Genomic DNA, 25,374 nt, shown 5'->3' with positions numbered 1-25,374 from the left:
TTACTCTGTATACGCATCAGCGGCAAAAGCTGACATCACTCCGGAATTTCGGTATTTTGCTTTTGCTGCCAGGGTAAACGCCCCTCTAACTCCACCTGAAGGGAGATGCTCAGAAAGGTACGGATAAGTACGATAAGCCCGAGTGTCAGCACACGGTCCATGGTGGGCTCGGTCACGACCGTGGCAATGATGTCGGCAGCCACCAATATCTCGAGGCCAAGCAGGATTGCTTTGCCGAGGTCATGGCGCAGCTTTCTGTAGGATCTGTGCGTGTTGCCTTGCAGCGGGAATATAAATCTGAACAGGGCGATGGCGGCTCCGACTGCTATAATCAGGACGCCAATGGCTTCGATGACGCGTGCAATGTACTCTATGTATAGCCTGAAATCGTGCATAGTTTGGCGTTAGGCAATTTTTACGTAAACTCCGAAATGTACTATCCCTGGGTTAACGTAAAATCTGCCTGTCAGGATGACGCCATACCTGCATAGCCGAGTTAACGCGAGTTTTCGGGGTACCAGTTGCGCAGGCGCACGTCGATACGCTTGTTGCCGGCATTCACCTTCTGCTTAAAAGCTTCTACATCGCTCAGACCGCCCTGACCTCTGTAGTGGTAAGGATACACGATGGCGGGCTTGAACGCCAGCACAGCAGATGCGGCTTGGTCAATGTCCATGGTATAGGGAAGGTTCATGCACACAAAGGCCACATCGATGTGGCGCAGCGCACGCATTTCAGGTATGTCCTCTGTGTCGCCGGACAGGTATACGGTCTTGCCACCCATCGTTAAAACGTACCCATTGCCGCGGCCCTTGGTATGGCGGGAGTCTTCGCTCTCGGGCAGGTTATACATTGGTATTGCTTTGATGGCTATTCCCAGCTGCTCGGTGTGCTCATCATTTCCGATCACAACAGCCTTTTGCCTCAAGGGCTCCGGCAGCTTATCCGCAACGGCCTGCGGTACCACCAATCGCGCTTTGTCTGTGTTGATGGCATCCAGGGTTTTCAGGTCCAGGTGGTCGCCGTGGATGTCGGTGATGAGGATAAGGTCTGGGGCGGCTATACCAGCAAAGGCCGCTGCGCCGCCGTAAGGGTCAACGTAAATGGTTTTGTTGTCCCAGGTGAGGGCAACCGTGCCGTGCAGGACAGGCTGTATAGTGAGTGGGCCTTTGTCTGTCTTGATCTGGTCTGGGTGGTTTTTCTGGGCTGTGGCAAAAAGAATCGCCAGCATGCCGGCAAATGTCAGGAGAGCTTTTAATTTCATGTTGTAAGAGTTTTGGTCAGATTAAGGTATAATGCACACCTAACAGGCAAAGGGTCCTTAGGTTCAGCATTTCTATCGCAGCGGTTTTTTCAGTTTTTTAAGTTCGTGCAAAATGTAAGCTGTGTGCAAGTAAGTGTCCCCAGCCCGCATACCTTCCAGGTGCGGTGCCTGCTCCATGTCTTTACGGCCAAAAGTTCAAGAAGGACCGGTATGGCTCCTTAGCCGAGGCCAAAGGGTTTGCTGAAGGACACGATTTACTCAACGTAAATCAAGCTGGAAAGTGGCAACGCAAAAGCCACCAGCTAACTGACGGGCGGCTTTGTTCAGGTATAAGGAGGTATAATTCTAGTGCGTTACACCGTAAAGTACGCTTCCAATGCCTGCAGGGTATTCTCAGTGGTTTGCATGTCCTGCACGATCTGTCCTTTCTCCAGGATAACTATGCGCTCGCAGACTTCTATCACGTGGTTGAGGTCGTGGCTGGAAATCAGCATGGTCATGTTGTGCTGTGCGTGCAGGTATTTCAGCAAATTCTTCAGCCGAATCTGGGAGGTCGGGTCCAGGTTGGCGAAGGGCTCGTCGAGCACCAGCAGTTCCGGGTGAGAGAGGGCTGCTGCAGCTATACCTATCTTCTTTTGGTTGCCCTTCGAGAAATCGCGGATGTACTTACGCTGCTGCAAGACCTCTCCGTTGAAAAAATCCATGAAAGGTAAAAGCCGCTCCTGTACATCGCCTTGCGAAAGTCCGTGCAGCTCACCGATAAACTTAAAGTATTCTTCCGGCGTCAGGTAGTCAATCAGGAAACCTTCATCCAGGTGCGAACCAGTGTAATACTTCCAGGCATCTGTTTCAGCCACTGCTATACCTTTAGAAAACACTTCGCCTCCGGTAGGCCGCACCAGGTCGAGCATCATCCGGAAAAGAGTGGTTTTGCCTGCCCCGTTGTTGCCCACCAATCCCACGGATTCTCCGCTTGTAACCTGCAGGGCGTTTATTTTTACGACAGTAGTGCCGCTGTAGGACTTCTCTAGGTTCTTTACTTCTATCATTCTATTTTGTAAGTCTTCTTTTGATCTCATTCAATGGTACAGGTATAGGAGGTCGCTGCTAGCCTTGCCGGAAGCCACTGGCCAGTTTGTATTTGTGTGAAACAAAGCGGCGGGTAGTCAAGGCCAGCAAGTGCTTATGAAACGCAATGCCCAGAAGCCCCGCCAAACCGATGGCAAAGATGCCCCACTCCGGTAAATCCAAAAAACTAAAGGGCAAATAGAGTAGGATAGGAAGCAGAATCATCGGCAGCATCATCACAAACTTAGAGGCGCCAACTCCTTGCCAGTTAAAGGCGGAGCCACTGCTTAGGTCAAGCCGGTCTTTATTGAAAACGGCAAAATAAAAGATCATAAAGCTGTTTACGCCGATGTTGAAAAGGCAGGCAGCCAGGTTGATGAGCAGTATCTTATATCCAAAAAAAACATAAGGCAACGTGAGGATAAATGCCAGGAGCACGGCCGGGGCAAACATCCAGTATTTGGCGTGCAGATACTGGTAAGTTGAAATGGGCCGGGTGAGCAAAGCGTCGTAATGGTTGCTCTGCCAGCCAGGTATAAACTGCCCATAATTGAACATGGGTGAGCCAGTCACAAAAATGCCCACGAAAATAAGCATGCCATAGCCTTCCTGGTATTTCTCGTTCGTGTAGAATATCATGCCGTAAAACAACATGAGAGCCGACATAACGATAATAGAACGTGGTCGCTTATGACGCCATATGAGTTTCAGTTCCAGGGCGATGAGCCTGCCTGTGTCACCAAAGCGATTGAGGAAGGCAATGTCTCCCCCTGCAACAGAAGACACCTTTTTGATGGATATTTCTTCGGGGTACAGGTTATCACGCAAAAAGCGGAAATTCAACCAATAGGCAATGGCCAGCAAAGCGGCGGGTACACTCACCAGCCAGGGTTGTTGCAGTAGGCTCCCGAATGCTACCCTTGAAATTTGTCGGAGCGAGAGCACACTACTATAGTCAAGCAGGAAAAGGCCTGCAACCGCAAGTCCGAAAAGCAAGGTACGCTTCGGCTTGCTTACCAACTGTCGCTTAAAATAAATAAGCAGGAAATTGTTGAAGAAAGTTAGCAGAAGCAAAGAAGCCAGCCAGACACCCGCTATACCTGATCCATGCGCAGGGGTGACAACCCGAAGCATGAACGGCACGAATAACAGAAGCATTAGCAGATTGAACATGCTGGGTAGGGAGCGGAGCAGCGCAAAATGTACAAGCTTGCTGCGGCTGACAGGCAAGTGCAGGTAAGGTTGGACAGTTACTACAGGCAGGTCCTGCAGCATGAAACGCATAAACAGATCAATCAGGAAATAATGCAGCAGGAAACTGTTCAGGGAGTCCACTACGCTCTGGGCAGGGTATAGTTTGAGCAAGACTTTATCGGCGAAAAAGCCCAGTGATATAAATATGAGCGAGAAGTACAGGATCAGGAAGCCAAGAATGATGTTGACCACGACGCTCTTCTGAAAAACCGGGGAGCGTCGGGCTTGTTTCCATTGCTGTGCGAGTAAAATTCCGAACATGCTGTCTTAAAATATATTGATTTATAAATATTGTGATAAATATCTACAAATCAAACAGCATGTAGGGGGTTTAGCACTTTAGCAGAACAAATCAGAATTGGCTGAGACTCTTTCAGGACATGTGCAGGTATAGGGCGCCAAGCCTAAGAGGCAGTCAACTTATTTTCTTGAATAGAGGCTTACATTGATCTCATCGATTTTCTCCTCCTGCTCGTCTAAGATAACCTTGTCGATACGGATGGAGCTTCCGGCTTCACTGCTAAGCAAGATATCCAAGAATTCAGCTACCCCAAAACTACCAAGCGGGGAGTCATTCATTTGGGCGTACACGATGGCATCCGGAGCAAAATACTTCCTCACAGTTGGCCGCCATCGGTCCTTGACTTGTAAAGGGATTTCTTCATCTAGCATCGCACTTAAGTAACCTTCCAGGTTTTTAGGCCGGGGGTAGGAAGTTTTTTGCGTAAGGGCAGGACGTGGTGTTACTTCCGGCTGTTGCACAGGAGGTGGCGTAGTGGTGGGCGGGGTATCTTGAGCGATCTGCTTTCCATTGGCTGCCTGTTTGACTTCTTGGTCAGCGCTGTCGCCCTGCATTGGTGGCTGGACCTCTACAGGCGGCTCCTCAGTTGGTAGAGGTGAGTTCTCTGCTGCATTTTCTACCTGCGCTATTTCCGCCTCACGGTCTGACTGATCCCGGAAAAAAATAAAATACACTGCCGCCAAGACCACACCTGCCAGCAATGCGATCAGTAAAATGGAGACATAGGGAGGTCTTTCTTTATACACGATGGTCTCGGCAGTCACATTGCCAAAAATGCCGTAGGGTTTCCAGTTGCCATTTTCAAGAAAATAATCGGCTTCCTCAACGAGTTGTCCGGCAGAAGGGCGCTTTTCCCAATCTGGCTGCAGGCATGCCCGAACCAGGTTACTCAAGACACGGGAATAGGGGGCTGGCAGATAGGGAACTTCAGCCCCTTGCTGCAAACTCAGGCCACCATTGCCAAGCCAGGGTAGTGCACCGGTGCACAGTTCATAGAGCGTAACGCCAAGTGCAAAGATATCACTTGCTTGCTGCTGTTGAGGGTGAGCGCTGAAAAGCTCCGGTGCGGCGTATGCTGTTGCGGCGGCATAATTGTTCGCGGTAGCTTTAAGCAGAGCAGTGCTTAGTTGGTTGCTTAATCCTGGTGCGGTCAGGGTATAGTCCCCATTGTCCAGCAGCAGGATGTTGTCTGGCGTAACCTGACGGTGCAGTATAGGAGGTTGGTGGGTATGAAGATACTCCAACGCGCTGCCGACTTGACTCAATAACAGGGCTATTTTTTCCTCGTTAAAGGGACCGTGCTCCAATAGATACTTGCCAAGCGACCCTTGTTCCACGTAGGGCATTACCTGGTAGGGTATACCTTGGAAAACGTCGAATTGGTAAGGTAATAAAAGCTGTGGGTGTTCAAGGGACTGGATCTCCTCAACCTCCTGACGCAGCATTTCCAAGGTTTGGTCATCCAGCTTGCTAGCAGCGCCATGTATTTTTAGCGCCACTATTCTCTCTTTTGCCGTCCAATCCTCAGCCGCCCATACCTCCGCAATGGGGCCAGAACTGAGGCGTGTTTTCAGCAGATAGTGCTCAGCAAAGATATCGTTAGCTTGCAGTGTACTCATATATTCTCGTATTCTCAAAAGGGTAATACGGGAATGCGATGACTTAGTAGCAGATATTAAAAGAGATGGCTATGATTTGGAGCCACTGCTATATGGTAGAAAGGGGTATATGATTGCAACATCGAGCCAGTTTTAATTCAAAGCGAGTGAATCAGAAGTTAAATCTATTGATGATGGATGAGCTTGATTCCTCTGTGTCCATCTGTTGTCTGCAACTTCAACGAATAGAGGCCACGGGATAACATTGATCCATCCAGGTTCACATGATTGGTTTCGCCTGCTACTGCGTTCCCTTCTTTAAGGATGACCACTTGCGAACCTTTGCTATCATATAAGATCAAGGAGTAGTCACTGTCCCGGTTTAAAACAAAGCTGACAGTTGCTTCCAATTCAAAAGGGTTGGGGTACGCTATGAATAAATTATTCTTTGGCTCAAGATCGACATCACAGGCCAGGGAGACGTCAGAACCAGACAGGGCATCTGTACCGATTACCCCAACCACCTGCGTCTCATTCGAAGCCAATATGACGACATTGTCTGAGTATAGCTGCTTAGTGCTTGTCGCATAATTATAATTGCCCCGAATAAGGGTATGCTCAGTACAGAAAGAGATTTTAGACATCAAGGACTCTTTGTAAAGAATGTCTCCGCCATAAGTTTGGGAAGTGTATATCACTTTTAATTTGCCTATGGCCTCGTTGAGTACGATAATTGGCAGCGTGCCCTTTTGCGAAACCTCATGCAAATTTTCCCATAAGCCTGTCGGGCGCCTTACCAATAAGGCAATAAGGGGAAGGCCTTCCCGGTTATAACCTGTCTTGATGGCACAGAACAATGAGCCATCGCTTGCTACCTTCATGCTCATATGGTCATCGGTCATACCTGATCCCGTACTAAGGGCAGATTGAGACGCCGGTACCTCGTCCTGCGACCAGCTTGTAGGGCTATCTCCATCCCGGTGAACCTTGAATCCCCATCGCTTTGTGTTTTGGTTAGACCAAAGAACACCTATTTGATTTTGGTGCGGCATCGCAATGACAGCTGCTGCGTCATCTTCCTTTAATCCATTGGCTATTACAATCGGAGAACTCCAGGTCGTGTAGGGGGTGTCGCTCCAACGCAAATTGACTGTACCATTGAGACCGGTAGAGGCAATCCACATCCTGCCGGTTTTGTCCCTATCCACAGAAGCAATCTGGACTCCTTCTTCCAGATTGATGGAAACAGGCAATTTGTTCTGGTCCCACTTTTCAAACTTATTCGCAGCCTTGTTATACTTAATGGAGACGAACTGCGAAGAAGTGCCCGAGTATAAAAGTATATGCACGACATCGCCATCTATTGCATAGTCAGCTCTGGAGTTTCTTGTGACCAGTTCCAAGGCTTTTACCCATGCAGAACCGTCCAGACGCCAGAGGTGCGTGCCAGTAGAACTTGCTAGAATGGACCAATGCTTGTCAGCATACGTGAAGACTTTAGACTGCTGTTTTTCTCTTGTCGCAAAAGGACTTGCTTGTAATGGGGTGAGTTCGGTAACGGAACTGAACTGTGCAGCTGACTCATGAAATATAAGAAGGGTGCAGATTATAAGAAGCGTAAATCTGGCTTTCATAGTGACAAAGCGGTTAAGGTTAAATTGTATTTATATTCAGTTACGCATACAACAATCTGTAAAGTAGAATAAAAAATGAAGATCGTTTAAGACATTAATTAACTACCCCAATGATCTTGCAAAGCACTGGTAGAGGTATTATTAAATGCTTACGTTTATAATTTAAAATCGATTCATTTATATATATTTTATATTTTTGGGCTTTTTATAATAGATTAAAACACTATGTCATGCTTATTAATAGTATTTTTATAAATTATTTATTTGCTCACAGTTAGATGATATAGTAGTAGACAAGAGTTTTGCATCAATCAAATTAATGCGCATTGTTTTGTACTATACCTATTATGGTTCGTTCACAATTTTGCTTAATCATTATTCCACAACCGGTAATATTCAAAGCAACTCCCTTTAGGTCAGATTGGCTATTCGCAAACTTATAGGCTTGTGGTTGCTCAGGTCGACTGTCATATTTTAGCTGTGTACAATATTTAACAGAACGGCTTAACAGAGCTTCTTAATCTTTTGGCAAAGCAAGGCCCCTTCTCTTTCTAAGAAAAGGGGCCTTGCTTCTGCCTGTACTTAAGGCATCCATTGCTCGACCTGTATTCGTGTACCTTGTAGTGGAGGTAACAACAATATCAGTCTTTATACCTAGTACCTATCTATATCACAGCACTACGGCTTTTGAGCACTAACGGGGGATGGCTTACTTTTGTAAAATCAACCGGAGCGCTCGGCTGCCCTTGGCTGTTTGCAGTCGCACCATGTAGAGCCCCTTGCTGAGTTGAGAGCCATCTATTTCAACTGTGTTGTGCTCCCCTAAGGTAGCTTGGCCCTGCTTCAGCTTTTTCACCAGCACTCCCTTACTGTCGTACAATTCTAAGGTATAGTCGCCGGCCTCATGCATGTAAAAACTTAGTTTAGCAACTGTAGAGAAGGGGTTAGGGTATACTGACAATTCATGCTCATGCACTGGCTCAACTAGCTCATTCTTTTGGGCAACATTACTGCTATTGAAGGCAGAACCAGAATTGACTAAAGCTGCGATTTCGGAAGCACCTAACGCTTTGTTGTAAAGTCTTACATCGTCTAATGCCCCGTTCCATCTGTTGTCCTCTTTCAATGCCCCAATAACTAGGTCCGATGTATTAGAGATTAAAGTTAAAGAAGAAGCGTATCTTACAGCTTTATCCTCTACACCATTAATATAGATTTTAGACGTCTGTCCATCGAAAGTGGCGGCAACATGCATCCAAGTATTTCCATCGAACGGATAGTTGGCGTTAGAATATAAGCGGTAAGCAGTACCGTTGGATGTTGAATTAAACCAGAATTCAATCTTGCCGTTACCATTTGTGCCCAACTGGTAGCCATCCGGATCTACCTTGCTTAATATCATTCTGCCCTTGCGAACCTGTGGCTTTATCCAGGCCGAAATCGTTATTTCATTGGTCATATTCAAGGAGGCGTTATTGGGGGCAATAGCAAAGCGATACCAGTTTCCTGGCAAATCCAATGCTAGTCCATTAACTCCCGCAATCCAGTTAACCTTAGAGGTGTTCTGTAAGACAGCATTGTTTCCATATCCGGAGTCATCAACTAATACACTGCCACTTCCCTCGTCCATCTTCCAGTGACCAACCAGGCTAGCCGTGGAGGGTGGAGGAGTGCTCGCGGAAGTTGTAAAGCGCCAACTCGCAGACCAATCGCTTGTGCCCGCTGAGTTTTGAGCGCTTGCCCTCCAGTAATAAACAGTGTTATGCGCTAAGTCGTTTACCTGTACAGATGTACTCGCCAGACCGTTCCGATCGAAGGCAAGTGACGAAAAATCTGAAGATCTCGAAACCTGAACCCTGTACGAATCAGCACCAGTGGAGCCGCTCCAGTTCAAAGTAGGAGGCAGCGCAATACCTGTTGCTTCGTGGGATGGCGAAACCAGCGATGGCACGGCTGGTACAGTAGGCGTTGGATTGTTTATGGTTGAGAAACTCCACACATCGGACCAGCCACTATTACCCACCGAGTTAGAAGCTTGTACCCTCCAGTAGTAGGTGGTGCCGTTTGAGAGATCGTTTACCTGTATGGAGTTGCCGACTATGCCGTTCTGATCATAAACGTTGGAGGTAAACGTTGTCGAGGTAGCTACCTGAACCCGATAAGTAGAAGCACCAGCAGCGGCATTCCAAGAGAGCGTAGAACTGCTCTCAATCCCTGTGGCACCATTCGCTGGCGATGCCAATACAGGTGCATTGGGTACAGTAGGAGGGGGAGTGGCATTGTCATTTAATAGAACGCCCTCCACGACACCCGCCTCAGCATCGGTTGTAATCACTACTCCTGCCGAATTAAAATTTTGTTTACTGCTACTTGGATCACGGTAGGCCGAGCCAGCCAATAAAGTCATCTGAGGGCCTATAGAAATATTCGATAAAGGGGATTCCCTATACAAGATATCCCCACCATACGTCTTTGATGGGTATATAACCCGTAGTTTGCCTGCTGCTTCATTTAGTGCGACGATGGGGGTGGTGCCAATATGAGAGACATCATAGAGATCGTCCCATGAGCCGTTTGGCCTACGGACTAACAAGCCTATTAAGGGATAATCCTGATCGTTAAATCCAGTTTTGATGGCGCAGTATAAAGTTCCGTCGCTCGACGCCTTCAAGTTCATATGGTTATCAGCCATGCCATGGCCTACATTGTAAGCTGACTGAGAAGCGGGTACTTCGTCAGACGACCAGTTGGACGGGCTGTCTCCATCTGTATGCGTTTTGAAACCCCATCGCTTCGTAACCTGGTTCGACCATAATACCCCGATTTTGCCAGGTAAAGAGATAATGGCCGCCGCATCATCGCTGCGCACGTTTGAGGCAATTGTGATCGGATTACTCCAGTTAGAATAAGGCGCATCGCTCCACTGTACCTGTACAGAGGTTCCCCTTACATGGCCAAGCCAAAGTCTCCCGGTCCCATCCATATCAATGGTTGCGGTGGGTACTTCACCATTGAATGAAAAGTTAACAATGGAAGGTCGGGAACCCCACAATTGATAGGAGTTGGAAGAGGCTTGATACTCAATAGAAATTAGCTGTGAAGTATTTTTTTGAAAAACAAATACGTGAACGACGTTGTCAACAACTTTGCAATCAGCTCTCCCTCTTCTCGTGGTGAGCCTCATGATGTGTGTCCAGGAGGTATCGTCTAATCGCCACAGATGCGTTCCTGTAGAATTCGCAAAAACCGCCCACTGTTTTCCTTGGTGATAAAATGTTTTGGACTGCGACTTGTCTTGGGTGCCTGCCCCTACATCTATTTGTTGATGGGCCAAGGGTGTTATGGAGGAAAACTGCGCAAATACTCCCATATGAATAAAGAGGGAGCATAATAATAGTAAGAAGAACTTTTTCATATGGAGCTTAGGGGGTTAATATGTGAGAGGGTTCAATATAATTTAAATTACTTCCAATGATTGCAGTGTCAGCGTATCATCTTCATATAAAATTTCCTATATAAATTTTTGAGACACTTTTCTGCAGGTATATATGGTTTTAGAGGGGGTATGTTGTCTAAAAGTTATAAAAAATGGTAAGATATTTATTTTACTTTGTAGATGGGTACTTTTTGAATGTTAATGTTTTGGCCTGATCAGCATATGATCTTCTGCTTTGCATATACTCAACAGGATAATTTCATTCTATAGATTTTAATCAAGTCAATAAATAATGATTATGTTTTGATGAATAAAAATATGCCTTGGAGTATAAATGATTGACTGATAGGAGATTTCAAGCGTCATGGAAAATAAAATCGGGTAGAGTTATCTTTATATTCATCACGATACAAGCTAAGTACAATTCCTTGTTTCAAAGCATCTTTTAACTCTGTTTATGATGGCGAAATACTATATTCTCAATTGCTTATTAGGATAAATAGTAGCGTTATTATTCCTGCATAGAATTATTTATCAAGGGTTTGTATTTTAATTTCAGTGATAGAAATTAAAGGCATTTAAAATTATGCAGCTTATAGGGTACAATTTTTAAATTAGCCAATCAACGGCGTAAACTGTTTGGAGTTACACCATTACTCTAGTTTAATTTGCACTTATCCTATTTTAAATCAGGAATTATTGATTTTATGGCCGTTTTAGGTCTTCTCTATTTTTATTTTTGGGATAATCTCCATTACATTTGCAAAAGGGATTTAGATAAAATGTCCAATAATTATTTAGTTGTTGTGCTGCTTATTTAAATGTCATTAAGTATTGATTATTAATTAGAAAGGAGGGTTATATGATTATACTTTTAGGGGGTATCATTAATTAAAAGTTATATTTTAAAGCAATTATTTTTATAAGCTCTCTTCAAGGAGGGAGAAACATATAACAAAATATATAATACCGTTTAAGTACAATTAAAAACAGATTAATTTTCAACTTTAGCCAAATTAAATTTTCAACTTTAGCCAAAACAAGATGAACTTTAGACTTCGTTATATTTTAGCGCCTGCTTTGGTAGGTGCCCTAGCCTTCTCATGCGACAAAAAAGACATGGAGGAGATTTCAACTGACATGAGTGCCTCGGCCTCTTCACTGGCCACCTCTGCCAGCCTGCTTTTCAACCAGGGCTTTGAGGGCAGCAATCCCCTGGACTCTTTCCACGGCATTGAGGTGGGAGCCTCCCATTCACTGACGGTGGTGGATCGCCCGGGCGGCGGCGGCAAGACCTCCCGCTTCGAGCTGCGCCAGAACGACCCGGACGTGAAGGGCAGCCGCCGCGCTGAATTCACGGTGATCAAGGACGAGACGCAAAAAGAAATGTGGTACGCCTTCGAGGCCTACTTCCCGGCCAAGGACTACGTGGACGAGGCTAACGACGAGGTAATCAACCAGTGGTACCAGAGCGGGATGGGCACACCGTCCGCGGCACTGCGCACCTTAGGTGGCCGCCTTGAACTCCGCGTGGGCAACAACTCCAGTAACCGCGAGAAGATCGACTTGGGACCAGTGGTAAAAGACCAGTGGCAGAGTGTGGTGGTGCACATGGTGCACTCCTACGGATCAGACGGTCTGACCGAGGTGTGGATTAATGGCAAGAAGATCGTTTCGCGCAAAGGCGGCAACATGTACGACGGACCGCTGCCGAAGTGGAAGATGGGCGTTTACAAGTCGCGTTGGGCAAGTGAGAAGACGACCACAGACAAGCGCGTACTTTTCTACGATAACATCCGTGTGGGCAAGGCCGGCGCTACGCTAGCTGACATGATGCCTTCTACTGCCACGGTAACACCTCCAGCTACGCAGACACCTTCAACTCAGGAGCCAACTATAGGCACTCCAGAGCCAACTACAGGCACTCAGGAGCCAACAACTGGAACTGTAGGTACTGACAAAATCATAAGCTATACCTTGGTGAACTCTGAGACTAACAAAGATATCAGAGAGATCAAAGATGGTGATGTGTTGGACTTAAGTACTCTGGATGCTAAGACGTTCAACGTGCGAGTTAACACTTTCCCTGCCACGGTGGGCAACGTGCAGCTTGAACTGAGCGGTGCTGGTCAGAAGGTGAGAGTAGACGACGAGCTTCCTTACGCACTGTTCGGAGACCGTCAGGGTGACTACAGCAGCTGGACGTTTGCTCTGGGTAACTATACGCTGGTAGGCACGCCGCACAAAGGCACCAAGAGCGACCCAGGCGCCGCTTCAGGCCCTACTAACAAAATCAACTTTTCTGTTGTGAAAGGTGGTGGAAATGTTGCAATTAGTGGTGATAGAATCGTAAGCTATACCTTGGTGAACTCTGAGACTAACAAAGATATCAGAGAGATTAAGAACGGTGATGTGTTGAGCCTTAGCGCCCTGGGTGCCAAGAAATTCAACGTGCGAGTTAACACTTTCCCTGCCACGGTAGGCAACGTGCAGCTTGAGCTGAGCGGTGCTGGTCAGAAGGTGAGAGTAGACGACGAGCTTCCTTACGCACTGTTCGGAGACCGTCAGGGCGACTACAGCAGCTGGACGTTTGCTCTGGGTAACTATACGCTGGTAGGCACGCCGCACAAAGGCACCAAGAGCGACCCAGGCGCCGCTTCAGGCCCTACTAACAAAATCAACTTTACGATCACTAAATAACTGAGAGATAAAAGCAGGTAAACTAATGACCTTACCAGCATGAGTTCTCAAACTTATAAAAGGCAGCTAATTTATTTAGCTGCCTTTTTTTTGCCCTTTACACTAAATGTTCGGTGGCTCAACAGCTAAATCCAGTTTCAATACATATCTACGCTAACACAGGGCGTATACCATGCTGTTGAATCGACTGATCGGCTAAAGACAAGGTATAGCTTTGCCACAGGGTACAGTTAAAATGCCTTCCTGTATGTAAAAGGAGGTTTTAGGTCAATTTGAAGAGCGGATCTGTGAAAGCCGTATTTATTCCTTTAGGTAGTTGCCGAATACGCACATTCTATTATTCATGATCTGACTAATGTAGCACACCTAGTTTTTAATAATAAGTTAAGATGTATACCTGAATTAAAAACTACTTAACTACCGTACATGTCTGTTTATTATCATGCTCAACTTATTGGCTGGGCTGCAGTAGCTATCAACTTCCTCCTGATGTAAAAATGGTGGGGTACTTCCAAATGACGAGATAAATCTGCCAAATATTCTTCCTAAATGACCACAGGGATAATACTCTTTTAAGCACTTTGCACATTTGGATAGATTCTACTGGCTATATAAAACTGATTTGATAGATCCATTATGGATTGCCAGAAAATCTAAAACTTGACTACGCTCAGGGGTTCAATTAGCTTGAACAAAGTGCAATGCTACTTTTGGCAATTGGTGTATCAACACTTTTGAAGCAGTGCTTTTCTGTTTAAATAAAATCAAATGAATCAAGCTACCTGTAAAAATGGTGCGGTCTATGATTTTATTAAGCGTAAGTGTCGAATTGTAGTAATGGTTTATTTATTATTTTAAATTATAAATGTGCAATTTTGAAAATGCTTAATTACGCCAGCTATCTGCCTTTGTTTCAGTTATTTATGTGTTTTTATATGATTTAAATTATGAAAACTATGAAATTTGTTTCATTTGTTATTTTTTCACTATCTCGATTTTTATTTTAAGATTTTAGTCCGTTACCTTTGTGTAGGATGTTTTAATAAAATGTTCAATAATTAGCATGGTTTTGATGATTTATTAAAATGATATTAAACATTGATTATCAATTATAAACTGAACGTATTTGATTAAATTTTTAGAAGTGTTTATTTATCAAAAGTTATATTTATGAACAGTTGATTCCTTGTGTTGGGAAGCGAGTTTATAAATAAAAATAAAGTAACATTACTGTATTAGTACAATATTAAAATTAAGATTTCAACTTTAGCCAAAACAAGATGAACTTTAGACTTCGTTATATTTTAGCGCCTGTTCTGGTAGGTGCCCTAGCCTTCTCATGCGACAAAAAAGACATGGAGGAGATTTCTCCCGATATGAGTGCCTCGGCCTCATCGCTTGCTACCTCTGCCAGCCTGCTTTTCAACCAGGGCTTTGAGGGCAGCAATCCCCTGGACTCCTTCCACGGCATTGAGGTGGGAGCCTCCCACTCACTGACGGTGGTGGACCGCCCGGGTGGCGGCGGCAAGACCTCCCGCTTCGAGCTGCGCCAGAACGACCCGGACGTGAAGGGCAGCCGCCGCGCTGAATTCACGGTGATCAAGGATGAGACGCAAAAAGAAATGTGGTACGCCTTCGAGGCCTACTTCCCGGCCAAGGACTACGTGGACGAGGACAACGACGAGGTGATCAACCAATGGTACCAGAGCGGGATGGGCACACCGTCCGCGGCGCTGCGCACCAAGGGCGGCCGCCTGCAGCTGCGCGTGGGTAACAACGCCGACACCCGTGAGAAGATCGACCTGGGGCCAGTGGTGAAGGACCAGTGGCAGAGTGTGGTGGTGCACATGGTGCACTCCTACGGTTCGGACGGACTGACCGAGGTATGGGTCAACGGCAAGAAGATCGTCTCGCGCAAAGGCGGCAACATGTACGACGGACCGCTGCCGAAGTGGAAAATGGGTGTTTACAAGTCCGCATGGGCTAGCCAGACAACCACAACTGATAGACGTGTGCTCTTCTTCGATAATATCCGGGTAGGCAAAGTCGGTGCTACTTTAGCCGATATGCTCGCCTCTGGAACCACTACCACGACTCCAACCACAGAGGTGCCTACTACAACGACTCCTCCTACAACAACGACTCCTACCACTGAGGAGCCTACTACTACGACGCCACCAGCTACTGAAGCGCCGAATTCCAACAAAAAAGCTCCTAACAATAAGGGGCAGAATAAAAAAGGATAGGCATATGTTAGGTATGAAGAAGGCAAAGAATCGTAATAGGTTATAATTCTTAAAGCTTAATCAAGCCTGTTAGACAAATAGAGCGGTAAAGGAATTTTCCTTTACCGCTCTTTGCTTTTACATACTTTAAAGACCAATTCAAATTCATTATCTAAGAGCTCATAAAATGTAATCAAAACAGATAAGGTAAGGGAGGCACTAATTAATTAGTAGGGTTAACTCATTATTATAGGTATAAGGTAAAATAATATTGCTATAATTAAACTATGTTATTCTAATTAAGTAGACATATATGTATCACTTAGTTTGAAATCTTTTGTTCACAGCAGTATTCAGGTTGCATTTTGAATGTAGACTATTATCTATTTCTAAATAAATGAAGTATAGTGCAGGTAGTATATTAACAAGCGTATTAATAGGAATTGTAGTAGTTGTATACTTTCATAAAGAAATTGAGCAACAGGCGATTAGATTCTATTTGCCGGCCAGTCTGCTTTTCAACCAGAGCTTTGAGGGCGGCAATCCCCTGGACTCCTTCCACGGCATTGAGGTGGGAGCCTCCCACTCACTGACGGTGGTGGACCGCCCGGGCGGCGGAGGCAAGACCTCCCGCTTCGAGCTGCGCCAGAACGACCCGGACGTGAAGGGCAGCCGCCGAGCCGAGGTCACGGTGATCAAGGACGAGACGCAAAAAGAAATGTGGTACGCCTTCGAGGCCTACTTCCCGGCCAAGGACTACGTGGACGAGGACAACGACGAGGTGATCAACCAATGGTACCAGAGCGGGATGGGCACACCGTCCGCGGCGCTGCGCACCAAGGGCGGCCGCCTGCAGCTGCGCGTGGGTAACAACGCCGACACCCGTGAGAAGATCGACCTGGGGCCAGTGGTGAAGGACCAGTGGCAGAGTGTGGTGGTGCACATGGTGCACTCCTACGGTTCGGACGGACTGACCGAGGTATGGGTCAACGGCAAGAAGATCGTCTCGCGCAAAGGCGGCAACATGTACGACGGACCGCTGCCGAAGTGGAAGATGGGCGTTTACAAGTCGCGTTGGGCAAGTGAGAAGACGACCACAGACAAGCGCGTGCTTTTCTACGATAACATCCGGGTGAGCAGAAATGGTGTTTCCTTTTTTAAATAAATGTACAGTTGATTCCATTTTCAGGCTGAACTTTTAAGCCTCATAGCATGAGATGCTGGAAAACGGATACCTGCTAAATAGCTTAAATGGATTGGACAACCCTGGTGATTGAAGGTGTACTTTTTTAATCAAATATATATAACTTATATACGAAATTTTGGTATAAAATATAGCTAGTCATTTGGTGTTACATAGGCGTAATTTCTAGATCCAAGTTTTGAAATTCTTTTTAAAGGAAGCGTAGATCAGCAGTTTTTAAACTGTGAATCTAATTAAAGGTATTAGTTCACCATCTAAAATCTCTTTCAAATGAAAATGTCTGTCAGGAACATCTTCTCATGGGCAATTGCTTCTGTATTAATACTCCTGGGCAATGTTCGTAATGCTAAAATGAAAGCTTTGAATGGAGATTTCATTTTATCCCTTTACTTTCATAAACCCTCCAAGGCTGAGTTTGAAAGATGTATAAAGTGGTTGAAAAAAAACAACTTTACTTTTCTGAGTATTGAAGACATTTTAAAGATAATTGAACATGACCTGCCTTTACCCAAAGGCGCGGTATTGCTCACTCTTGATGACGGGTGGCAATCCAATGAAACTAATGTAGTTGAAGTCGCTAAAACGCATCGTGTGCCTGTAACGATTTTTGTTTCTACAGAACCCGTTGAAGAAGGAGCGTACTGGTGGTCATATTTAAGCGTTGCTAACGAAATCATACCGGATCTCCCATCTAAGCAATCGTTAAAGAAAATCAATAACGACGACCGTCTGGCACTCATAAACACGATTAAGAAAGTCAAGTTATTAGAGCGGGAGGCTCTTACGGTTGAGCAAGTTAAACGTATGGCATCTTCCGAATTCGTAACGATCGGCGGCCACACGCATAGCCATCCTATACTTGTCAATTGCGATAGCGCCCAAGTCTATGATGAACTTTGCCTATCGAAATATAAACTCGAATCATGGATCCAAAATGATGTTGTAAGCTTTGCTTACCCTAATGGAGATTATGGAAATCGTGAAATCCAATTGCTGGGTATGCTTAACTATAAGCTTGCCTTCACCAATAAGCCTTGTTATCTAACCAAGGAAAAATTAAAGCACAGTTACGAACTGCCAAGGTTTGGGTTTTTGGAGGGCGCTTCATTTGCTGAAAATATCTGTCGTGTAGTAGGTATTTGGCAACCGCTCATCCTTAAATTTCAAAAGTGGCACAAGATGATCGGCACAGGTAAGATTATTTCTTCTACTTACCAGCATAGAGCTTCTGATAAAGTGCACCAAATGAACTGATTCTATGAAAACAATTTAGTTAAACCACGATATGAGAAAGTTATATCCGGCTCGCAGTCTACTTATTTGGCCAACTTTGCCATTAGACGTCTACTTCAGAAGCAACTCAGTTTGGAAGCCATTTCCGCTGGACCAGGCTAATTGCAGAGTGTTTTCCCTGGCAAGACAGGCGATATGGAACACATGCGCTGCGTTAGGACTTCATCCCAATGACACCGTACTGGTCCCTGCATACCATCATGGCTCTGAAATCGAAGCATTACTACAAGCGGGTCTTCAAGTTCGATACTATGAGGTCAATCAAAACCTTGAACCTGAACCTGAGGAACTACAGTCTTTGATGAGCACGGACGTGCGGGCTTTATATATCATACATTACTTAGGTTTTCCTCAAGATGCCGCTTTTTGGAGGCAATGGTGCGATAACAGGGGTATTCTGCTGATAGAGGACGCCGCGCAAGCATTACTTGCTACACTGAATGATAAGCCAGTAGGTTCTTTTGGACATATGGGGGTGTTTTGTCTTTATAAGACATATGGTCTTCCAGATGGCGGGGCTGTTATCGCTGATTTTCCTCCTCCTCGTCCCACCGGGCAGTCTAATTCAGGATCATGGCGTGTTTTTAAAAGGCATATAAACTGGCTGGCAACACGTAGAAAAGAGTTGGGATATTTCCATCTCATGCTAAAGCCCATCCAAACCAATTTAAACAGGTTCTGGAATAGAATCAACAAAAGAATACACAAGGAATTCGAGGTCGGGGATGTTTCCTCACCACCTACCCGTATGACAAAATTTTTGATTCCCAAGATTGTAGATGAGAAAACAGCCGATCGAAGAAGAGAAAATTATAGATTCTTACTAAAGCACTTAGGGGACATGGTCCCTGCTCCCTTTGCATTTCTCCCTGAAGGTGCCAGTCCCTTTGCGTTTCCAATTGAAGTAAACGAACCGAGAGACTTCCTTGCCCGGTTACGTTTAAAAGGAGTTATGGGGCTTCTCTTTTGGTTAAATCCACACCCGTCTCTTCCTGTGGATGAATTCCCAAGAAGCAGATTGTTGAGAGAAGGGGTACTGGCCTTGCCTGTCCATCAGGAATTGTCATTTGAGAATCTACAGCAAATTGTTGATTCTGTAAAAGAAGTTCAAGTCAATCTGGCTGTGCCCGCTATCCCTGCATTCTGATGAATCATTGAGCCTCTATACCTTGCTGCTTCGGTAATATGCTTGATAGCGTTTAATGAAGGTACAGGTATAACCTAGACAATTTAATATAATAGCCTATGCAAACTATAGTTGATCACGATATAGCCACATCGCCAATAGTTGTCAAAGGTTTAGAAATATGCGTAGGCAAGGATGTTTTTGAACTACTATCGGACCAGGATTTCCAAAGTGGTTGGGACGCCCTGTACGAGGCCTGCCCCTGGGGGACGGTTTTCCAGAGCCGGGGCTTTGTGGGCGCCTGGTACCGCACCTACCGGGAGCGCTACCTGCCGGTGCTGGCCCTGACGCGGGGGCCGGGCGGGCGGCTGACGGGCCTGCTGGCCCTGGCCCAGGCCGGGGCCCAGCCGGCGGCCGGGGCGCCGCTGCTGGGGGCCGGCCACTTCGAGGCCGAGTACCAGTGCTGGCTGGCGGACGGGCAGGCCCAGGGGGAGGTCTTCATCACGGCCGCCCTCGAGCAGCTGGGCAGGCGCTTCGCGCGCAGCCCCGTGCTCTTCCGCTTCCTTCCCCCGGGCGCCCCCCTGGACTGGGCCCGGACCGACCCGGGCTGGCGGTCCCGGTGCGTGCTACAGGCCGCCCGAAGGCCCCTCATGGAGATGGACGACCCCGGACTGCCTAAACTATTCAGAAAATCGGAATTCATGAATAAACTTAACCGTTTGCGCCGGCTGGGCGAGGTGCGGCTGGAGCGCGTGACCGATGCCGGGGCCTTCTCGGCCGTGCTCGGGGAACTGGCCGTGCAGTACGACTTCCGGCAGGGGGCCCTCTACAACAAGAACCGCTTCCGGGAGAACCCGCGCAAGGCCATCTTCCTGCAAGAGCTTTTTGAACAGGGGATAGTGCATGCAACTGTCCTGAAAGTGAATGGTGAGATCATTGCAGCCATAGCAGCCATCATTAGTAAGGATTGGGTGCATTTGGGGGGGATTAACATACATTCTCCTATGTATGCAAATTATTACTCGCCCGGGTTCGTGCATTTTATAATGCTGGGACAACTCCTTTCAAAAGAAGATGTTGCTTGTTTTGACCTGACCCCGGGCGGGGATTCCTATAAAGAACGGATGGCCACAACACATGACTATGTATATGAGCTTGTAGTTAGTAATAAATTAAGTTTCTTCTTTAAAAAGCAAATCAAGAATAAAATACATAATCGGCTGATAAGAGCAGGCTTAAGGCCGATGTCAGTGGAATTAGCTATCAGGAAGAAGATATACCTTCTGAAGAAAAAAACAGGAGCACTACTGTCGTCCGGATTGAGTTTGTTGTTTTCAAAGATTCCCGAGCCTAAAACAAAATTTTATAACATTCCAGTAGCTGGCCTTGCTCAGATTGACACCAATGTTTCACTAAACATCAGTTATAATAAGTTAGAAGACCTGTTAAACTACGAGGACAGTGGCTCACTGCGGACGCGGTGGGAGTTTCTGTCGGAGGCGATGCGGCGCTTCGAGTCGGGGGAGCGGTGCTATACCTGGGGGGCCGGGGGGCGGCTGCTGGCCTGCGCCTGGCAGGGGGCTGCGCGAGCGGGCGGCCCGGTGCCGGAGGGGGCGCCCGTGCTGCGGGGACTCTACTGCCACCGCACCGGCCGTTCGGGGCTGGCAAACTTCCTGGCCGCTGTGGCCCGGAAGGTGATCCAGGCCTCGAAAGGCAAGCAACCAGCTGTCATTTGTAGCGATAAGGCTATTGGCAAGGTTTTAAAGCAACTAGGGACTGTGTTGTAGGTAACCAGTTTAATCATTAAACCTTCTGTTTGGCTAACGAGCATATAATTACACAATTACATGGATATCTGGAAGGGTTAAACCTCATTGGTGTATAGCTTAATGTCAAACCCCTGTTGATTTCTGTATGTTTTGTTGGAAACTGTTTTGAATATCCCAGATGCAATAATCTCTTGGTGGCATGTTGGGTAATCATAAATGATGGTTACTTTCCTGGGATTTATCTCTATTGAGGCTTTTAAATTCCTGATAAATTTTTCCATAATCTGTCCAGGAAAAGGATTATAGAAGTAGATGTAATTAAAGTCGTCTAAATTATCAAACGTAGTTGCGTCTCCAACATAAATGGTGATATGCTTTGCCTTGAGTTTTTCAAAGTTCTGCTGGGCAATGGAGCTCAGTAGGGCAGAAATCTCCAGCCCTGCTATTCTGGCGAATGGAAATTTCATCATATACCTTAGGGCACTCCCTTTACCACACCCGATATCGATGATAGAATCGTTTTTCCCAATTTTCAGATCTTTCAGAATTCTACCCAGGAAAACATTGCCACTAGGTTCACTGCTATAACATTCCGCCGGGTTCAAGCCTAAGACATTGGGTTTATAATCGACTTTCGTGAAATCGACCCCTAACCTTTTATCATGATAATGGTTGAGCCGCCTTTCGAGGGCATATATGTAGAAGTAAGGGTTTAAGAACTTGTAGGTGAAGGGAATTCTAAACCTTTTTCCATTAGAAGTAGCCGTACGAGCATTCATATCTTTCCTATAATATTTTTGAACAATTACTGATGGGATTTAAGCAATGGTTTTCATGGTATGCCTTCTTTTCAGTGTATGCTACGAACTTTAGGGATCAGATAAGCGAAAGCATAGATTGCGTGATTACATCATGTGTGAAAAGCCTGCCGATTTTAGTGCGGAGCCTATAGTCTTGTTTCTGGCCAGTGCATATACCTGCTCACTTTCCCCGGCTTGGGTCGCCTTCCGGGCCACGACGGCCAGGAAGTTTGCCAGCCCCGAACGGCCGGTGCGGTGGCAGTAGAGTCCCCGCAGCACGGGCGCCCCCTCCGGCACCGGGCCGCCCGCTCGCGCCGCCCCCTGCCAGGTGCAGGCCAGCAGCCGCCCCCCGGCCCCCCAGGTATAGCACCGCTCCCCCGACTCGAAGCGCCGCATCGCCTCCGACAGAAACTCCCACCGCGTCCGCAGTGAGCCACTGTCCTCGTAGTTTAACAGGTCTTCTAACTTTTGGATGTTTACATAACCTGTCTGAATATCAGGGGGAGAGATCGAGTCATTGGTGAATCTATACACCCTTTCGCTGTGTAGCTGAAGTAGCTGCATAATATGCTCAAAGGATGATCTGATATCCAGGGATTTGACAAGCCGAAGTTTTCTGAAGAGGATCCAAGTGCTTCTTTTGAAATCTTTGATTGCAGTTGGTTTTATTCCCCTCTTCGCAAAGCTTTGTTTGATATAATTTGCTAGCCTAATCTTACTGTTTTGGGTATATCTCCTCAGATGGTTACTTATTGTAAGCTCATAGGCGTGCACATAGCTATTGGCAAGGCTGTTTTTGTAAGAATCTCCGCCTGGGGTTAAGTCAAACACATCAAAATTTTCTTCGGCAAGCAACCTGCCCAGCATCAGGAAATGCAAAATGCCGGGAGAATGTTTGGCGTAATATGGTGAGTGTGTGTTAAGCCCTTGGAGATGAACCCAACCTCTTCCGTAAGCCCCTACATTTGACGCAATGGCTTCATTATTCAGTTTTAGTAAGGTTACGTGCAGTAAATTTTGCTCGAATAGCGAGACAAGGAAATCTCTTTTAAATGGGTCACTTTTGAATGGCGTCAAATTAACCGTTGCCCCTTTTCGAAAGTCAAATTGGGTAGCCAGCATGTCGATGAGGCTAACAAAATCATTAAGTTCAGTAATACGCTCGAATTTCAGTTCCCCCAATCTTTTTAAGCGGTTGATTTTCTCCCTTCTGTTTTTTTTCTTCAGTTCTGATGCAATGCTAGCATCCTCTATTACCATTAACGGTTGCTTATGCAGTTGCAAGGTGCAATGTGTTCCCCAACGTGAATCTGCATTAACCCAGTTGACAGGTGTATTGGAAGGAAGGTATTTCAAGTGGATAACATCCGACGGAAATTGACTTCGAAGCTGAGAGAGTGCGCTTTGTATGAATTCATTGCTGTTAGAAGGTTCGGCAAGCCAGACTTGATATTCAGCCTGATTCGCACCTGCTCCCGTTATACCTTCCTTTTCACATTTTGCTAAAGTAAGCAGGCCGGTTAATTTCCCCGCAGTTGTCTCGTGAATGAGGATGGGCAAATACCTGCTCGTATAGTGTTGATACCAACTCGATACAAATTCCCTTTTCTGGAAAACGGTAGCCCAAGGGCACTGTTCATACAGCAAGTCCCATTTGGCCATGAAGTTTGTGTTGCACAACAGATCCACAACTTGTTCTCCACTTAATAATTGGGTCATTTTGCCTTTCTGAACTCTAATTGCTTGATCTACTTCCATCATAATCGATAACCTATATTTATGTGCTGCTATGACTTGCGGTGTCAGTAACCTCACGAACTGCTATAATCTGCTTAGGCAAAGAGCGATTAGTCACCACTATTCTATATTTCCAAAAACAGAAAATCCTGATCTGAAATTTATTCTTCGCGGATATACCTTAATCATTCTGTAGACCCGACCAAGGGAGACACTAAGTAACAAGCCTGAACACAACCTGAGTATTAGAAGCCCGCTGAATAATAGCAGCCAAGCGTTCATCAGCTATGACATAGACCTGGCTCGTTGTGCTGCTTAACGAAACCCGGTTGATGACAGCAGCTAGAAACGTAGAGAAGTTAGCTAAGTAATCCGGGTGGCAGTACAGATTATGGAGCACTGGAGCATTAAGTGGCAGGGGTGGGCTGTGTTTAGCTTTTTGGCCATCCGATATGCTCAGCCATGCGTATGCCATGAGGCGTCCATTGCAATTGTAGGTATATATTTGTTCTCCCCGTTCAAACCGATGCATGGCCTGCTCTAGAAAAGTCCATCGGCTCATACTGAATCCTTTGGGTTCATATTCCAATAGATCGCCGAGACTGTCTTCTTTAATTGGCAGAGCTTTATAATGCTGCTCAAGAAGGGAAGACATTAAATAAACTTTTGAGGGTTTCGTACCGAATACATGGCTTGCTTGGCTGAGCAACGTATTGAAAAGGCCTTTTTCTTTAAGAATGTATCGGGTTATGTTTTTAAAAGTGTCTAATTTCCGATGGATAACTATTTCAAAAGCCATGGGTTTTGACCCTGAACTGATGAGGTAATCATGCAGCTTTTTTCTGATCCTTTTCTTAAATTGGTAAAATGGATCGGATGTTATTGCCAAATTAAAAACCCAATCGTTCGTTGTGGCAAACCTTTCCTTGTAGAAGTCTCCACCAGGTGTAAGATCAAACATTTGTACATCCTCTTTTGCCAGTAAATCTCCAAGCATAAAAAAATGAAGCATGCCTGGAGAGTGTTTGGCATAAAAGGGAGAGTGAATGTTCAACCCTTGCAAATGAACCCAACCTTTCCCAGAAACAGCCACCATGGCTGCAATGATTTCTTCATTTAGCTTTTGTACTGTCACATGCAGCAGGCCCTGGTTGAACAACTCTTGCAGGAAGATCGCCTTGCGCGGGTTCTCCCGGAAGCGGTTTTTGTTGTAGAGGGCCCCCTGCCGGAAGTCGTACTGCACGGCCAGCTCCCCGAGCACGGCCGAGAAGGCCCCGGCATCGGTCACGCGCTCCAGCCGCACCTCGCCCAGCCGGCGCAAACGGTTGAGCTTCGTTTTATTCTGTCCACTCAACTTCAATAAACTACTGAGATTTGGATCTTTCGTGTCCATGAGGGGCCTTCGGGCGGCCTGTAGCACGCACCGGGACCGCCAGCCCGGGTCGGTCCGGGCCCAGTCCAGGGGGGCGCCCGGGGGCAGGAAGCGGAAAAGCACGGGGCTGCGCGCGAAGTGCCTGCCCAGCTGCTCGAGGGCGGCCGTGATAAAGGCCTCCCCCTGGGCCTGCCCGGCCGCCAGCCAGCACTGGTACTCGGCCTCGAAGTGGCCGGCCCCCAGCAGCGGCGCCCCAGCCGCCGGCTGGGCCCCGGCCTGGGCCAGGGCCAGCAGGCCCGTCAGCCGCCCGCCCGGCCCCCGCGTCAGGGCCAGCACCGGCAGGTAGCGCTCCCGGTAGGTACGGTACCAGGCGCCCACAAAGCCCCGGCTCTGGAAAACCGTTCCCCAGGGGCAGGCCTCGTACAGGGTGTCCCAACCGTTTTGGAAATCCCGGTCTTCAAGCATGGCGAAAACTGGCTCGCCAATGAGTAATTCAACTGCTTTATTAATATTTTCAGTAGGTATAAGGATGTCATCCTCCAAAATGCTCAAGTTTAGGTCTGATAGTTGGGAATCAATCATAGATTTAAATA

16 protein-coding genes are annotated in these 25,374 nt (G+C 46.6%); 6 read left to right on the top strand and 10 right to left on the bottom strand.

Features of this window, described 5'->3' with window-relative positions; all coding sequences use genetic code 11:
- Positions 1–35: 35 nt before the first annotated feature.
- The 7 genes from H9Q13_RS11195 to H9Q13_RS11165 form a co-directional block, all read right to left on the bottom strand.
- Positions 36–395 carry a DUF1622 domain-containing protein gene (locus H9Q13_RS11195; protein WP_191183883.1) on the bottom strand — a complete coding sequence of 120 codons (360 nt, stop codon included), beginning with the start codon at positions 393–395 and terminating at the stop codon, positions 36–38.
- 101 nt (positions 396–496) lie between these two features.
- Positions 497–1,264 carry an MBL fold metallo-hydrolase gene (locus H9Q13_RS11190; RefSeq protein ID WP_191183882.1) on the bottom strand — a complete coding sequence of 256 codons (768 nt, stop codon included), beginning with the start codon at positions 1,262–1,264 and terminating at the stop codon, positions 497–499.
- A gap of 353 nt (positions 1,265–1,617) precedes the next feature.
- On the bottom strand, positions 1,618–2,313 hold the full coding sequence (locus H9Q13_RS11185) for an ABC transporter ATP-binding protein (RefSeq protein WP_191183881.1): 696 nt from the start codon (positions 2,311–2,313) through the stop codon (positions 1,618–1,620).
- Between the two features lie 58 nt (positions 2,314–2,371).
- Positions 2,372–3,847, bottom strand: a complete 1,476-nt coding sequence (locus H9Q13_RS11180) for a DUF5687 family protein (RefSeq protein WP_191183880.1) — start codon at positions 3,845–3,847, stop codon at positions 2,372–2,374.
- Between the two features lie 159 nt (positions 3,848–4,006).
- Positions 4,007–5,506: a serine/threonine protein kinase gene (locus tag H9Q13_RS11175; RefSeq protein WP_191183879.1), complete on the bottom strand. Its 1,500-nt coding sequence runs from the start codon at positions 5,504–5,506 to the stop codon at positions 4,007–4,009.
- A gap of 164 nt (positions 5,507–5,670) precedes the next feature.
- Positions 5,671–7,119, bottom strand: coding sequence for a T9SS type A sorting domain-containing protein (locus H9Q13_RS11170; RefSeq protein WP_191183878.1), 1,449 nt, complete (start codon positions 7,117–7,119; stop codon positions 5,671–5,673).
- A 709-nt stretch (positions 7,120–7,828) separates the two neighbouring features.
- The gene (locus tag H9Q13_RS11165) at positions 7,829–10,534 is read right to left on the bottom strand and encodes a LamG-like jellyroll fold domain-containing protein (protein ID WP_191183877.1); all 2,706 of its coding nucleotides are present in this window, start codon (positions 10,532–10,534) and stop codon (positions 7,829–7,831) included.
- A 1,065-nt stretch (positions 10,535–11,599) separates the two neighbouring features.
- Here H9Q13_RS11165 and H9Q13_RS11160 point away from each other — a divergent pair.
- The 6 genes from H9Q13_RS11160 (at position 11,600) to H9Q13_RS11135 (ending at position 20,890) form a co-directional block, all read left to right on the top strand.
- Positions 11,600–13,255 (top strand): polysaccharide lyase, encoded by a 1,656-nt coding sequence (locus H9Q13_RS11160; protein ID WP_191183876.1) that lies wholly within the window; start codon positions 11,600–11,602, stop codon positions 13,253–13,255.
- 1,280 nt (positions 13,256–14,535) lie between these two features.
- Positions 14,536–15,501 carry a polysaccharide lyase gene (locus H9Q13_RS11155; RefSeq protein WP_191183875.1) on the top strand — a complete coding sequence of 322 codons (966 nt, stop codon included), beginning with the start codon at positions 14,536–14,538 and terminating at the stop codon, positions 15,499–15,501.
- Positions 15,502–15,877: 376 nt separating this feature from the next.
- Positions 15,878–16,645, top strand: a complete 768-nt coding sequence (locus H9Q13_RS11150; protein WP_191183874.1) for a polysaccharide lyase — start codon at positions 15,878–15,880, stop codon at positions 16,643–16,645.
- Between the two features lie 309 nt (positions 16,646–16,954).
- Complete coding sequence (locus tag H9Q13_RS11145) at positions 16,955–17,938, top strand: polysaccharide deacetylase family protein (RefSeq protein ID WP_191183873.1); 984 nt, start codon at positions 16,955–16,957, stop codon at positions 17,936–17,938.
- Positions 17,939–17,969: 31 nt separating this feature from the next.
- Positions 17,970–19,124 carry a DegT/DnrJ/EryC1/StrS family aminotransferase gene (locus H9Q13_RS11140; protein ID WP_191183872.1) on the top strand — a complete coding sequence of 385 codons (1,155 nt, stop codon included), beginning with the start codon at positions 17,970–17,972 and terminating at the stop codon, positions 19,122–19,124.
- A 98-nt stretch (positions 19,125–19,222) separates the two neighbouring features.
- Entirely contained in the window at positions 19,223–20,890 is a 1,668-nt protein-coding gene (locus H9Q13_RS11135; RefSeq protein ID WP_191183871.1) for a GNAT family N-acetyltransferase, read from the top strand.
- 77 nt (positions 20,891–20,967) lie between these two features.
- Here the strand turns inward: H9Q13_RS11135 and H9Q13_RS11130 are convergent, their stop codons facing one another.
- The 3 genes from H9Q13_RS11130 to H9Q13_RS11120 form a co-directional block, all read right to left on the bottom strand.
- Positions 20,968–21,651 (bottom strand): class I SAM-dependent methyltransferase, encoded by a 684-nt coding sequence (locus tag H9Q13_RS11130; protein ID WP_191183870.1) that lies wholly within the window; start codon positions 21,649–21,651, stop codon positions 20,968–20,970.
- Positions 21,652–21,777: 126 nt separating this feature from the next.
- Entirely contained in the window at positions 21,778–23,433 is a 1,656-nt protein-coding gene (locus tag H9Q13_RS11125; RefSeq protein ID WP_191183869.1) for a GNAT family N-acetyltransferase, read from the bottom strand.
- A 190-nt stretch (positions 23,434–23,623) separates the two neighbouring features.
- Entirely contained in the window at positions 23,624–25,324 is a 1,701-nt protein-coding gene (locus tag H9Q13_RS11120) for a GNAT family N-acetyltransferase (protein ID WP_191183868.1), read from the bottom strand.
- Between the last annotated feature and the right edge of the window lie 50 nt (positions 25,325–25,374).

The organism is Pontibacter aquaedesilientis (assembly GCF_014773225.1).
GTDB lineage: Bacteria > Bacteroidota > Bacteroidia > Cytophagales > Hymenobacteraceae > Pontibacter > Pontibacter aquaedesilientis.
Note: the sequence above shows the minus strand (reverse complement) of the source record. Positions and strands in the feature narration are given on the sequence as shown.

Bases quoted from the DNA above. Each gene is read 5' to 3' on its own strand.
- H9Q13_RS11195 (WP_191183883.1), bottom strand. From the start codon at position 395: ATGCACGATTTCAGGCTATACATAGAGTACATTGCACGCGTCATCGAA.
- H9Q13_RS11190 (WP_191183882.1), bottom strand. From the start codon at position 1,264: ATGAAATTAAAAGCTCTCCTGACATTTGCCGGCATGCTGGCGATTCTT.
- H9Q13_RS11185 (WP_191183881.1), bottom strand. From the start codon at position 2,313: ATGATAGAAGTAAAGAACCTAGAGAAGTCCTACAGCGGCACTACTGTC.
- H9Q13_RS11180 (WP_191183880.1), bottom strand. From the start codon at position 3,847: ATGTTCGGAATTTTACTCGCACAGCAATGGAAACAAGCCCGACGCTCC.
- H9Q13_RS11175 (WP_191183879.1), bottom strand. From the start codon at position 5,506: ATGAGTACACTGCAAGCTAACGATATCTTTGCTGAGCACTATCTGCTG.
- H9Q13_RS11170 (WP_191183878.1), bottom strand. From the start codon at position 7,119: ATGAAAGCCAGATTTACGCTTCTTATAATCTGCACCCTTCTTATATTT.
- H9Q13_RS11165 (WP_191183877.1), bottom strand. From the start codon at position 10,534: ATGAAAAAGTTCTTCTTACTATTATTATGCTCCCTCTTTATTCATATG.
- H9Q13_RS11160 (WP_191183876.1), top strand. From the start codon at position 11,600: ATGAACTTTAGACTTCGTTATATTTTAGCGCCTGCTTTGGTAGGTGCC.
- H9Q13_RS11155 (WP_191183875.1), top strand. From the start codon at position 14,536: ATGAACTTTAGACTTCGTTATATTTTAGCGCCTGTTCTGGTAGGTGCC.
- H9Q13_RS11150 (WP_191183874.1), top strand. From the start codon at position 15,878: ATGAAGTATAGTGCAGGTAGTATATTAACAAGCGTATTAATAGGAATT.
- H9Q13_RS11145 (WP_191183873.1), top strand. From the start codon at position 16,955: ATGAAAATGTCTGTCAGGAACATCTTCTCATGGGCAATTGCTTCTGTA.
- H9Q13_RS11140 (WP_191183872.1), top strand. From the start codon at position 17,970: ATGAGAAAGTTATATCCGGCTCGCAGTCTACTTATTTGGCCAACTTTG.
- H9Q13_RS11135 (WP_191183871.1), top strand. From the start codon at position 19,223: ATGCAAACTATAGTTGATCACGATATAGCCACATCGCCAATAGTTGTC.
- H9Q13_RS11130 (WP_191183870.1), bottom strand. From the start codon at position 21,651: ATGAATGCTCGTACGGCTACTTCTAATGGAAAAAGGTTTAGAATTCCC.
- H9Q13_RS11125 (WP_191183869.1), bottom strand. From the start codon at position 23,433: ATGATGGAAGTAGATCAAGCAATTAGAGTTCAGAAAGGCAAAATGACC.